Raw genomic sequence first — 13168 nt, 5'->3', positions numbered from 1 at the left:
TTAGAAAGCACAATAACAAGGTACCCTACCCCAAGTGTAAGATATTGTTATGCCGGTAAATAAATACCAGTCGTTATTTTTTAAATTACCAAATCCGGTACCGAATCTATCATCAGGGTCACTACCGTCTAGATTATCTGTAAATGTATACCGAGCACCTATTTCGGCACCAAGTACAAAATCTCTACCTAATGTTTTTTTAATACCTAATACCATAGGGATTGCAAAACTCCATTTATCTGCATAAGCGTCAATCTCATTATTAAGATCAACAGCTAATGCTCCATAGTTAAATGCAGTTATTCCAGTATATAGGTAAGGGGTGAATTGGGATTCTCCGTCGTAAAGATACCAATCCCAGAAGTTAAATTCCATTCCTAATGATAATTCTTTTACAGAATTGTTAAAACTTAACCCTCTTTGTTTTCTTCTGTCATCTCCTTTGTCGTCATCAGCATTAAGTTCTGCATATAGAAATGAAGCTCTAAAAGCGTGTCGTTTACTTCTATTCCATTTTCCAATAGCTCCAAAAGCAATATCGTTTGGTGAAATGTAGTAGGTAGACCCCACGTCTCCTATATAATTAGAACCTCCTAACATCAAACCTACTTCATAAGTTTGTGATGCTATAGATTGTGTAAAAAATACTACAATTATAAGTGATGCTAAGTATCTCATAGATTTTCAAAAGTTTGCAAATATAACAATTAACTTTACTACACAAGAATTTGTGTAAAATAGTATGAATAAAAAACACTTTTTAATCAGTTTTATTGTTCAATTACGTTTATCTTCTCCCCATAACATCTTTTTACGTAATGTTTTTAGAAAACTATTGTCTTGAAGAACTACCATGTTAATTTTAAAAGATGCTTTTTTAATAATAATAGTAGTATCGTTTGGTAAAGTGTGAATTCTTGAGTCTAAAGAAACTAAATAAGAATCCTCTCTTCCAGAAACCTGTAATTCGATTTCTTGATTATCAGGAATTACTAAAGGTCTGGCATTAAGGTTGTGCGGTGCGATAGGGGTGAGGACCATACTTTCTGCATCAGGGGTTATTACTGGTCCTCCACAACTTAATGAATATCCTGTAGAGCCAGTAGGGGTAGAAACGATTAAACCATCTGCCCAGTATGAAGTTAGAAATTCGTTGTTAAGGCTAGTGTGTACTGTAACCATAGATGTCGTATTTCTTCTACTTACCGCGATTTCATTCATGGCAAAATTTAAAACGCCAAATTCTTCACTGGACGGAGAGGTTTCTATGGTAACCAGGCTTCTTGAGGATATATAAAATTTTTTATCAAGTATTAATGCTATACTATCTTTGATTTCTTCTTTTTGAATAGTTGCCAAAAAACCTAGTCTCCCTGTGTTTATTCCGGCTATTGGAATTCCTAAATCTCGAACATATGTTATGGTTTTAAGGATAGTGCCATCTCCTCCTATACTGAAAAAAAGATCATAAGAAGTGTCTAGTTCTTCAAAAGTGCTAAAATGAGAATAGGTCTTGTCGATTTCGTCATGAAGGTTTATCAATTCAAGAAAATTCTTCTCGATTACGACTTCTGCACCATTTTTATCTAAAGTTTCTAATAATTGCTGTATGTAGATTCCAGAGTTTTTATGATAGAACTGGCCATATATACCGATCTTCATTATATTTTGATTTGTGTTAGTATTGGTTAGCTAAATAGCACTATATATTAAGGTATTTTTCTAAATATTGTGATCTCTCTTTAAGGTTTGTTAAAAATGAATCTTCATGGTGTTTGGAAACAATGTTGTAGCTGTATCTTCTAAATGTTTGTACAATGTTGTTGATATCACTATCACTAATTTTTAGTGTTATTTGTGCTACGTCATTTTCCATTTTAGAAATAAATAACCCTAACACTTTGGCGTTATTAGATTCCACGATCTGCGAAATTTCACTGAATGAATAATCTAAAATCCCTTTTTCTACGATTAAAATGTTTCCTGGTTCACTTAAAAAAGGAGTTTCGTTAAAAAGATTAATGATGTCTCCAAGTTCAAAAAAACCTAAATATCTATTGTCATCATCAAGTATAGGCATGATGTTGGAGTTGTTCTGAGCAAACGACTCTAGAATGTCTAACCAATTATCATCTTTTCGCGCATAGAAACCTTCAAGGGCATATTGATATGCATCTAGATTTTTGTCAGTTTCAAAACACCTAATGTCAGCCTCAGAGATGCATCCAAGGTAAATGCCTTTCTTTAAAACTGGAAAATGAGTGTAGGTAAGCTCATTAAACAACAGTTGTGTGTCTGTAACTTTGGCAGACACATCTAGAGGCTCTATTTCATTAACTATATACAAATTTGTCTTCATAATTTATGGGGAGCTATATTATGCAAAATAATCAAAAAATATACAATCAAGGCGTTCTCAACTTTGTATTTTTGCTTTTTTAGATAAAGACATCAAAAACCATGACAAAGTTAAGTGTTAACGTAAATAAAATTGCAACCTTACGAAATTCTAGAGGAGGAGATACACCAAATCTGATTCAGGTGGCGTCTGATATTCAGAATTTTGGAGGGCAGGGAATTACAATACATCCAAGACCAGATGAAAGACATATCAGATATAGAGATGCATATGATTTGAAGCCTATTGTAACCACAGAATATAATATAGAGGGAAACCCAATTCCTAAATTTATAGAATTGGTATTGGCTGTCGCTCCAACCCAGGTTACTTTGGTTCCTGATGCAGAAGATGCTATTACTAGTAATGCCGGGTGGGATACAAAAAAGCATAAAGGTTTTTTGATAGATGTGATATCAGAATTTAAACGTAATAATATAAGGACTTCAATCTTTGTTGATCCTGTAGAAGAAATGATCGAAGGGGCTGCAGCTACCGGTACAGAAAGAATAGAATTGTATACAGAGGAGTTTGCTTCGTCTTATGCAAAAGGAAATCTGGAAGCTGTAAAGCCATATGCATTATGTGCTCAGCGAGCTATCGATTTGGGTATAGGGGTTAATGCAGGGCATGATCTCTCTTTGGATAATATTAAGTTTTTTAAGGATAATGTTCCTGATTTGCTTGAAGTTTCAATTGGTCACGCTTTAATAAGTGAATCTATATATCTAGGATTAGAGAATGTGATTAATATGTATTTATATCGACTCAAATAATAATAGTTTGTTTTATGAAATTACACGCTAACGTTTTTGGAGAAGGTCAACCATTTCTAATCCTTCATGGGTTTTTAGGGATGGGAGATAATTGGAAAACACTTGGTAAAAAGATTGCTGAACAAGGTTTTCAGGTGCATCTTATTGATCAGCGTAATCATGGTAGAAGCTCACATAGTGATGATTTTAATTATGAATTGATGGCTAATGATTTGGCTGAGTATTGTGAAATACATCATTTAAAAAATATTAATCTTTTAGGGCACTCAATGGGAGGGAAAACTGTGATGCTTTTTGCAGTAAAATATCCTACTCTTATTGACCATCTTATTGTTGCAGATATAGGACCAAAATATTATCCATTGCATCATCAGGACATTTTGGATGGATTAAGTGCTTTGGATTTTGAAGTATTAAAATCAAGAGGAGAAGTAGATAAGGAACTTAGTTTGTATGTTCCTGATGTAGGAGTGCGAATGTTTCTATTGAAAAATTTGTATTGGATAGATAAAGGAACATTAGGATTGCGAATACACCTTGAAGCGTTGATGAAAAATGCTTCTGAAATAGGTGTGGAGCTCCCTGAAAATTTAAACTACAATGGTAAAACCTTATTTCTAAAAGGGGAAAAGTCTAACTACATTGTTAGTGAAGATGTAATTAGGATTAAAAAGCAATTCCCGCATTCAGAGATTGGGGAAATTTCTGCTGCTGGGCATTGGTTACACGCAGAAAATCCAACGGAATTTTTGACCAGAGTGTTAGAATTTATCAAAAAATAGATAAAAAATGCTATGTATGCATAATATTTTGATGATTTCGTTGGATAATTAGTATTTTCTATTAAATTTGGAAAATCAATTTTACATAATCCTAAAATAACAAAACAATTCTAAATTAATTATGAGAAAACTTTTATTATTAGTTCTATTCGTCTCGGTGACTATGGTCACATATGCAGGTGGATATAGAGTTAGTGTACAAGGTCAGCGAGCAATGGCTATGGGACATACGGGAGTAGCGGTGGTGAACAGTGCTGAGCTTGTGTTCTTTAATCCGGCAGGTCTTGTGTACTTAGAGAACAAAATTAACGTGAGTGTTGGTGCGAGTGCGATTTTTACTGATGTAATTTTTCAAAACGAAGAACTAGGAATTTCTGCAGAAACCGATAATTCTGTAGGGACGCCTCTTAACTTATATGCTTCATATCAAGTAAATGACTGGATGTCTGTTGGACTTGGAGTGTATACGCCTTATGGTAGTGAGGTTACCTGGCCAACTGATTGGGCTGGATCTCAGTTAGTAAATAATATTGATTTGGCAGCTATTTATATTCAACCAGTAGTATCGTTTAAACTTTCTGATCATTTTAGTATTGGTGGTGGTCCTATTTATGTTACGGGTAATGTAAACTTTAACCGTAATGCCAGTAGAACAACAACAGATATAGAAGGTGTTCGTTCGAATATCACTATAGACGATTCTGGTGTTTCTAATTGGGGATGGAGTATTGGTGCAATGTTTAACCCTGTAGATAATCTTAGACTTGGATTTAGTTACCGAAGCGAAATTATATTAGAATCAGATGGTGGGGAAGCTACTTTTGCTAATTTCCCTAATTCTACAGGAGCTCCTGCAAATGGAACAACTTCTTTTAACGCAGAATTACCATTACCAGCAGAATTAACTGTAGGACTTTCTTATGAGTATAACAAATGGTTGTTTGCTTTTGACTATAATAGACAATATTGGGATGTCTATGAGTCTTTAGATATTAATTTCGGAAACGGTAGAAATTCTATAAACCCTCGTAACTATAAAAACTCTTCTGTGTACCGTTTTGGTGTCCAGTATGCGGCAACAGAAAAGATTACATTAAGAGCAGGATATTACAGAGATGAAACACCAGTACAACCTGGATTTTTTGCTCCTGAAACGCCACGTAATGATTCTGATGGATTCTCTGGTGGTTTAAGCTTTGCTGTAACATCTAAATTAGCAATTGATGCTTCTTTCTTTTACCTAAGATTTGAAGAAACTGATGCTTCTTATGATTTTGGTACAAGTTCAACAGGAGGTACAGAAACTTTTGGTGGGACATATAAATCAAGCGCATTTGCGCCTGGACTTGGTTTAACTTATAAATTGTAATAAAGATGATGAGGAAAAATATAAAATATTTGGCAATTCTGGCATTAGGATTAGTAGCTTGTGAACCAGAATTTGATAATCCAATTGATGAGGCAGGAACATACGCAAGTGGTGAGGCTGATTTTAGTAATTTTGTTGCATTAGGAAATTCGCTTACAGCAGGTTTTGCTGATGGAGCATTATATATTACAGGACAAGAAAATTCATATCCTAATATCTTATCTCAACAGTTTGCATTTGCAGGCGGAGGAGATTTTACACAGCCATTAATGGCAGACAATGTAGGAGGGTTTAGTAATGATCCTGTAAGTTTCCCTCCAAGATTTGTATTGGTGTTTGATGCTGATGGTAATCCTGTTGGGCCAGCTACATTTACAGGAGCTGCGCCTTCTACAGATTTTACAACTAGTCTGGGGAGTTCTTTTAATAATATGGGAGTTCCGGGAGCCAAGAGTTATCATCTAGCTGCTCCAGGGTATGGTAATGCCGCGGGTGTAAGTGCTGGATTAGCAAATCCATATTATGCGAGATTTGCTTCTTCTGCAACATCAACTGTAATTGGAGATGCAGTTGCACAAAACCCTACCTTCTTCTCTTTATGGATTGGGAATAATGATATTCTTAGTTATGCAACTTCAGGAGGTGTAGGTGTAGATCATAACGAAATCCCTAATCTTGATCCGTCAACATATGGATCTAATGATATTACAAATACAACTACGTTTGCAGGTGTATATAGTCAATTAATAGATGGGCTTACCGCAAATGGTGCTAAAGGTGTGGTTTTAAATTTACCAAGTGTAACCTCATTACCATTCTTTACAACGGTTCCTTATGCACCGCTAAGTCCTTTAGATCCTAATTTTGGGCCTCAAATACCAACACTTAATGGAGTATATTCTCAATTAAATATGGCATTTACATTTTTAGGTTTTCCTGAAAGATCAATTGAATTTTCAACAACTGCTGCTAGTGCAGTAGTGATTAAGGATGAATCCCTTGCTGATATCACTACTAATCTTTCTGCGGTTCTTGCAGGGGCTTTTGGTCCTCTGGCACCTATTATTGCTGCTCAATTTGGACAAGCAAGACAGGCTACAGCTGAAGATTTATTAGTGCTTCCTAGCTCTAGAGTTATTGGGCAATTAAATACAGATAGGGTGGCAGAATTAGTAATGCTTGGTGTGCCACAAGAAACAGCGGCTCAATTTTCTGTTAGCGGAGTATCATTACCATTAGGAGACCAGTATGTATTAATACCAGAAGAACAAACGGCAATAGAAAATGCACGTGTGGCATTTAATGCTACTATTTCTGGACTTGCAACAGCTAATGGGCTTGCTTTTTATGATGTGGCAAGTGTTCTGGAGCAAGCATCTAGTGGTGGTATTCGTATTAATGGCGGAACAGTTACTTCTACTTTTGTAAGTGGAGGAGGATTTTCATTAGATGGAGTACATCCTACTCCAAGAGCACATGCCTTGGTTACAAATGGTGTTTTAGATGCTATTCAGGCTACGTATGGTTCGGTTTTACCTAGGGTGGATCCAGCTGATTATGGTACAGTTACATTAAGTAATGAGGTGAATTAATTTTTTCCTCTTTATATAGATATATAAAAAGCCTGCTAATTAATTAGCAGGCTTTTTTTTAAAGCAGATAAAGTTTATATTTGAGATATGAATTTTTTACTTAAACTTATTTTAAGCGCTGTAGCAGTAATTGTTTTGGCTAAAATCCTACCTGGAGTTGGAGTGGATAGTTATGTGAGTTCGTTAATAGTTGCTCTTGTTCTAGCAATTTTAAACAGTATAGTGAAGCCAATATTAGTTATTTTAACATTACCCGCTACTGTGATTACATTGGGGTTATTTCTTCTTGTTATTAATGCTGCAATTATTCTATTAGCAGATTATTTTATATCTGGTTTTAGTGTTAATGGGTGGTTGTGGGCACTGATCTTTAGTGTTTTGCTATCAGTATTTCAATCGATACTACATTCTATTTTAAAGAAAGATAAAAGCTAACTGTTTTTCAGGGAGTTAAAATTTGTTGTGGTATAAAAAAAGTATTACTTTTGCAACCCAATTTTTAGTAGTAAACGTAGAGATAATGAATATTTCAAAAGAGCAATTAGACGAATTAAATGCTGTAGTAACTGTAGATATAGCTAAAGAAGATTATAGCGATAAAGTAGATAAAATTCTTAGTGATTATCGCAAAAATGCTAACATCCCTGGGTTTAGAAAAGGACATGTTCCTATGGGGCTTGTTAAAAAGCAATATGGGAAAGCTGTTTTAGTCGATGAAGTAAATAAGCTATTACAAGATGCGTTGAATAAGTATCTTACAGAAGAAAAACTTGATGTTTTAGGCAATCCTTTACCAAAGGAACAAGAAAATTTTAATTGGGATACGGATAACTATTCTTTTGAATTCGAACTTGGATTAGCTCCAAAGTTTGAAGTTAAGCTTAATGGTAAAAAAGCAATTACACATTATAAAATTGTTGCAAATGATGAAATGATCGATAATCAGATCAAAACCATCCAAAAACAATATGGTAAACTTATTTCTAAGGATACTGCAGAAAAAGATGATTTGATTGCTGGTACTTTTGTTAATGAAGAAAAGGAGATTGATAATGCAACTACAGTTTCTTTAGATAAAATCAAGGGAAAGAAAAACTTAGATAAATTCATCGGAGCAAAAGTTGGTGATGTTATAAAAGTAAAAACAAAAGGATTATTTAGTGATGATCATGATCTAATCAGTGCTTTAAAAATAAATCACGATGATGCTCATGATTTAAATGTAGAAGTGGTTTTTACAGTTTCAGAAATCAATACTCAGGAGCTTGCTGATTTAGATCAGGACTTATTTGATAAATTATATGGGCCAGGGACTATAAAAACGGTTACTGATCTTAGAAATAAGATAAAAGAAGATGCTGAGCGTCAGTTTGAGCAACAATCAGAACAACAGTTGCTTAATGATATAACAGAAAACGTATTGGAGAATACTAAATTTGATCTTCCAATTGAGTTTTTACAAAAATGGATTCGCGCCACAGGAGAACAACCTTTAACAGAAGATGAGGCTAAGGATGAGTATGAAAAAAGTGAAAAGGGATTGCGTTATCAATTAATTGAAGGAAAAATAATTAATGATAATAATCTACAAGTAACTTTTGAAGAATTAAAAGACTTTGCAAAGGAGTTGATTAAAGGTCAAATGGCTCAGTTTGGGCAAAACTCACCCGAGGATAAAGAATTAGAAGATATTGCGGCTAGAATACTATCTAATCAAGATGAGGTGAAAAGAATTTCTGAACAAATGATGAGTAAAAAACTTCTTACTTATTTTAAAGAAAATGCTAAATTAAAGGAGAAGGAAGTTAGCTTTGATGAATTCATAAAAGAAGTTTACAAATAGTAAATGTTGTAATTTACTAACGAATTTATACTTATATTTAGGGCGTTAAACTATCTTTAGATTAACGCCTTTTTTATAAATAAAATTTTCAGAAAAAGAAATATGGATTACGGTAAAGAATTCGAAAAATATGCTACAAAACATCATGGGGTTAATAGTAATTACTATGGTGATATTATAAGTAGTATGTATCCAGCTGGAATGACTCCTAATATTATTGAGGAGCGTCAAATGAATATAGCTATTTTTGATGTTTTCTCACGGTTAATGATGGATCGTATTATATTTATGGGAACAGGAATTAATGATCAGGTGGCTAATATTATTCAGGCACAATTATTATTCCTAGAAAGTGTAGATTCAACAAAAGATATTCAGATATATATTAATTCTCCAGGCGGGAGTGTATATGCAGGTTTAGGTATTTATGATACAATGCAATTCATAAAGCCAGACGTTGCAACGATTTGTACAGGTATGGCTGCTTCTATGGGTGCTGTGTTATTATGCGCTGGACAAAAAGGAAAACGCTCAGGATTGCCGCATAGTCGTGTTATGATTCACCAACCATTAGGAGGTGCTCAGGGACAAGCTAGTGATATAGAGATTACGGCACGTGAGATTTTAATATTAAAAGAAGAATTATATAAAATTATAGCCAAACATTCTGGACAGACCTACGATAAAGTTTATCAAGATAGTGATAGAGATTATTGGATGAAAGCTGACAAAGCATTGGAATACGGAATGATTGATGAAATTTTGACTAGAGAATGATGTGATTTTTTCTGTCTTATAAAGGGGAAGTTATCCTTTATACTTGTTGTATAATAAGATAGAAGAATTGTTATGAAATAGAAACTAAATAACTATGGCCAAAGAAGACTTAGAATGCTCTTTTTGTGGGAGAAAAAAACCTGAAACTAATTTACTTATCGCTGGGTTAGATGCTCACATATGTGACCGTTGTATTGTACAGGCGCATGGTATTGTTGTAGAGGAAGCCAAAGATGAAGAAACAGGAGAACTTAGCAATGAGTTAATGTTGCGTAAGCCAATGGCAATTAAAAAGTTCTTAGATGAGTATGTAATAGGACAGGAGTTTACTAAAAAGATAATGTCTGTTGCAGTATATAATCATTATAAGCGTCTGTTGCAGCCGCAAACAGAGGATGATATAGAGATTCAGAAGAGCAATATTATCATGGTTGGTCAAACAGGTACTGGTAAAACATTAATGGCAAAAACTATTGCCAAGATGCTTAATGTGCCTCTGGCAATTGTGGATGCTACTGTGCTTACCGAGGCAGGTTATGTAGGCGAGGATGTAGAAAGTATTCTTACCAGATTATTACAAGCCGCAGATTATAATCTTGAGAAAGCGCAAAGAGGTATTGTCTTTATTGATGAAATAGATAAAATAGCACGTAAGAGTGATAATCCGAGTATAACCAGGGATGTTTCTGGAGAAGGAGTTCAGCAGGCACTTTTAAAGCTTTTAGAAGGTACTGTTGTTAATGTTCCGCCAAAAGGAGGAAGAAAGCATCCGGATCAGAAATTTATCGAAGTAGATACAGAAAATATCCTCTTTATTGCAGGAGGAGCATTTGATGGAATCGAAAAGAATATTCAGAAACGATTAAATATGCAAGCAGTAGGGTATAGTGCTTCAAAAAGTGAGGATACTATCGAAAAAGATAATTTGCTTCAGTATATTATTCCGTTAGATTTAAAAGATTTTGGATTAATCCCAGAGATTATAGGGCGACTCCCGGTTCTTTCATATATGAACCCTTTAGATGCAGATACGCTTAGATCAATTCTTACTGCTCCTAAGAATGCTATTATAAAGCAATATAAGAAGTTGTTTGAGATGGATGGTATTACGTTTTCGATTACCGATGGAGCATTAGAGTATATTGTAGAAAAAGCAATGGAGTATAAGCTTGGAGCAAGAGGTTTAAGATCACTTTGTGAAGCGATTTTAACAGATGCTATGTATGAAATGCCAGAGAGTGAAGAGACTGAGTTTAGAGTAACTAAAGATTATGCAGAAAAGAAACTAAATAAATCTACTATTAAGAAGCTTAAAGCAGTTTCTTAGTATATAGTTTAGTAGCTTTTATATAAAAAAATAGAATAAAAAAACACCGTTATACAATTGTATAACGGTGTTTTTGTTGGTTGATTAGTTAATGTGATGTTTACTATTTTCTATTCAGAGTATGATATACGTTCTTTATTATTAGCAATAATATCTTCTGTGTTTTTTAATGCTATGATATTATTTTTTTTGAGGTTGATATCAAATCCATTTTGACGAATTAAAGCCTCATAAAATGCTACTTTAGATAATTCTGCATGACAAACATCTTCTTCTGATGTTACATTAACATCAGATTTTGAATCTTTATCAGATGAAGAAATGTCATTGTTTACACTTGCCTTATCATTGTTGTTTGTAGTTTTGATTTCTTGTGCAGTAACTCCCGCAATTAGGAATAAAAAAAGAATGCAAGATATCGTAGTTTTCATATTATGGGGTCTTGAAAAATTATAACTATCTGAGAACAAATTTAATATGAAAATAAGACGCTAAAAAGTGATTTTATATTTTTTAGATAAAACGCATTTTTTGGACGATGAAATACTGATAATTTTGTTAAAAAAGACAATTCTTACATAGTTTTTTTACGGTTAAACCGTAAAAACACATCTTCTTTTGTCTGTGTTTTCTTGAAAAAAAGTCAAATTGATGAAGAGTTTCGTTATTTTATAATTGAGCCAATAGGGCTGACTTGATTAAGTTCAATTAGTTCTTCAATGTAAGTCCTCTTATTCGATAGTCTAGGGATTTTGTGTTGTCCTCCCAATTTGTTATTCTTTTTAAGCCAGTCATAAAATAGATGCTGTCTTGCTTCTCTTATTTGAAGTAGGTTTAGGGTGGTGTTATTATATCTTTTGGCTTCATAATCACTGTTCGCTTGCTGTAGATTTTGATCCAGGATATTTGTAAATTCTTTAATACAATTAGGTCGTTTTTTAAATTCTATAATCCACTCATGTGCACCTTTCTCTTTTTCTTTCATAAAAATAGGAGCAACGGTATAATCTACAATTTCACTATTTGTGCTTCTGGTTGTTTTTCTAAGGGCTTCTTCTGCATTTTCTATGATAAGCTCTTCTCCAAAAACATTAATATGATGTTTGGTTCTTCCTGATACCTTAATCCTATATGGTGAGATTGATGTAAATCGTACAGTATCCCCAATTTTATAACGCCATAACCCGGCATTTGTAGTTATAATTACTGCATAGTTTTTCCCAATTTCTACTTCACTTAGTGGAATAACTTTTTCATTATTGGTTCCATAAGAATCCATTGGGATAAATTCATAAAATATCCCATAATCCAGCATTAATAATAGTTCTGAGGAGTCGTTATGGTCTTGAATTGCAAAAAAGCCTTCAGAAGCATTGTATATTTCATAATATTTAAAAGAGCTTTTTGGCAAGATTTTGTCATATTGATCTCTATAAGGAGCAAAATTAACCCCTCCATGAAAATATACTTCTAAATTATTCCAAACTTCAAAAAGACTTTCTTCTCCAGTGGTTTCTAGTACTTGGTTAAGTAAAACCAGCATCCATGAGGGAACACCAGCTAGGCTTGTTACATTTTCCTGAATGGTTTCATTAACAATGGCCTGCATTTTAAATTCCCAATCGCTCATTAGAGAAACCTCATTACTAGGAGTAGAGCTAAACTCTGCCCAAAATGGCATATTGTCGATAATAATGGCAGAAAGATCTCCAAAAGACGTTCCATTTTCTTTATACAACTCTTTGCTACCTCCCAATCTTAAGCTTTTGCCAGTAAACAGTTTAGAATCTTCATTATTGTTAAGGTACATACATAAAAGATCTTTACCCGCCGCAAAGTGGCAATCTTCTAAGGACTCCTCGCTAACCGGAATAAATTTGCTTTTAGCACTTGTTGTACCACTGGATTTTGCAAACCACTTGATAGGCGTGGGCCAAAAAATATTATGTTCTCCTAAACGACTTCTTTCGATCATAGCTTCATAATCTTCATAAGATCGTATTGGAACACGTTCTTTAAAAATTTCGTAATTGTTTATTGTTGCAAAATCATAAGCTTTTCCAATTTCCGTACTTTTTGCCATATCTAAAAGTACATGTAATAACTCTAGTTGTACTTCATTAGGGTATTTGAGAAAAAGCTCCATTTGATGAAAACGTTTTTTCAAGAACCAGCTGGCAATAGAATTAACTAATGGGATTGGCATTTTTTGATGTATATTTAAACAGGTGTACTCGGTATACCTTATCTTTGGTTGTTGTCAACTAAAATAATAAAAATAATTACATTCTTCTTATAAGCTTG

The 13168-nt window shown here is 33.8% G+C and carries 13 protein-coding genes; 8 read left to right on the top strand and 5 right to left on the bottom strand.

The annotated features are described in order from the left end of the window. The 3 genes from porG to FOF46_RS13260 form a co-directional block, all read right to left on the bottom strand. A complete protein-coding gene (gene porG / locus FOF46_RS13270; protein ID WP_143916763.1) occupies nt 1–678 on the bottom strand; it encodes a type IX secretion system protein PorG in 678 nt (225 codons plus the stop codon). Between the two features lie 99 nt (nt 679–777). Beyond that, entirely contained in the window at nt 778–1662 is an 885-nt protein-coding gene (locus FOF46_RS13265) for an NAD kinase (protein WP_109435560.1), read from the bottom strand. Between the two features lie 40 nt (nt 1663–1702). Beyond that, complete coding sequence (locus FOF46_RS13260; RefSeq protein WP_109435559.1) at nt 1703–2359, bottom strand: CBS domain-containing protein; 657 nt, start codon at nt 2357–2359, stop codon at nt 1703–1705. Nucleotides 2360–2460: 101 nt separating this feature from the next. Here FOF46_RS13260 and FOF46_RS13255 point away from each other — a divergent pair, with 101 nt between their 5' ends. The 8 genes from FOF46_RS13255 to clpX all read left to right on the top strand — a co-directional run bounded on the left by FOF46_RS13255 (nt 2461) and on the right by clpX (nt 10864). Then, nucleotides 2461–3174, top strand: a complete 714-nt coding sequence (locus tag FOF46_RS13255) for a pyridoxine 5'-phosphate synthase (protein ID WP_143916762.1) — start codon at nt 2461–2463, stop codon at nt 3172–3174. A 14-nt stretch (nt 3175–3188) separates the two neighbouring features. Next, nucleotides 3189–3956: an alpha/beta fold hydrolase gene (locus FOF46_RS13250; RefSeq protein WP_143916761.1), complete on the top strand. Its 768-nt coding sequence runs from the start codon at nt 3189–3191 to the stop codon at nt 3954–3956. Nucleotides 3957–4077: 121 nt separating this feature from the next. After that, complete coding sequence (locus FOF46_RS13245; RefSeq protein WP_109435556.1) at nt 4078–5325, top strand: OmpP1/FadL family transporter; 1248 nt, start codon at nt 4078–4080, stop codon at nt 5323–5325. Between the two features lie 5 nt (nt 5326–5330). Then, the gene (locus tag FOF46_RS13240; protein WP_333968537.1) at nt 5331–6917 is read left to right on the top strand and encodes a G-D-S-L family lipolytic protein; all 1587 of its coding nucleotides are present in this window, start codon (nt 5331–5333) and stop codon (nt 6915–6917) included. Nucleotides 6918–7004: 87 nt separating this feature from the next. Then, complete coding sequence (locus tag FOF46_RS13235) at nt 7005–7352, top strand: phage holin family protein (protein WP_143916760.1); 348 nt, start codon at nt 7005–7007, stop codon at nt 7350–7352. A gap of 85 nt (nt 7353–7437) precedes the next feature. Next, a complete protein-coding gene (gene tig / locus FOF46_RS13230) occupies nt 7438–8760 on the top strand; it encodes a trigger factor (RefSeq protein WP_109435553.1) in 1323 nt (440 codons plus the stop codon). A gap of 102 nt (nt 8761–8862) precedes the next feature. Further along, a complete protein-coding gene (clpP, locus tag FOF46_RS13225) occupies nt 8863–9537 on the top strand; it encodes an ATP-dependent Clp endopeptidase proteolytic subunit ClpP (protein WP_109435552.1) in 675 nt (224 codons plus the stop codon). Between the two features lie 94 nt (nt 9538–9631). After that, a complete protein-coding gene (clpX, locus tag FOF46_RS13220) occupies nt 9632–10864 on the top strand; it encodes an ATP-dependent Clp protease ATP-binding subunit ClpX (RefSeq protein WP_109435551.1) in 1233 nt (410 codons plus the stop codon). Nucleotides 10865–10974: 110 nt separating this feature from the next. On the opposite strand, the gene FOF46_RS13215 is transcribed toward clpX, so the two are convergent. Together FOF46_RS13215 and FOF46_RS13210 are read right to left on the bottom strand one after the other, a co-directional pair. Continuing rightward, nucleotides 10975–11295: a hypothetical protein gene (locus FOF46_RS13215; RefSeq protein WP_143916759.1), complete on the bottom strand. Its 321-nt coding sequence runs from the start codon at nt 11293–11295 to the stop codon at nt 10975–10977. A 233-nt stretch (nt 11296–11528) separates the two neighbouring features. After that, on the bottom strand, nt 11529–13070 hold the full coding sequence (locus tag FOF46_RS13210) for a GH3 auxin-responsive promoter family protein (RefSeq protein WP_143916758.1): 1542 nt from the start codon (nt 13068–13070) through the stop codon (nt 11529–11531). Nucleotides 13071–13168: the final 98 nt, after the last annotated feature.

The organism is Aquimarina algiphila, assembly GCF_007489275.1.
Taxonomy (GTDB): Bacteria; Bacteroidota; Bacteroidia; order Flavobacteriales; family Flavobacteriaceae; genus Aquimarina; species Aquimarina algiphila.
This window is presented reverse-complemented; position numbering and strand designations above follow the sequence as displayed.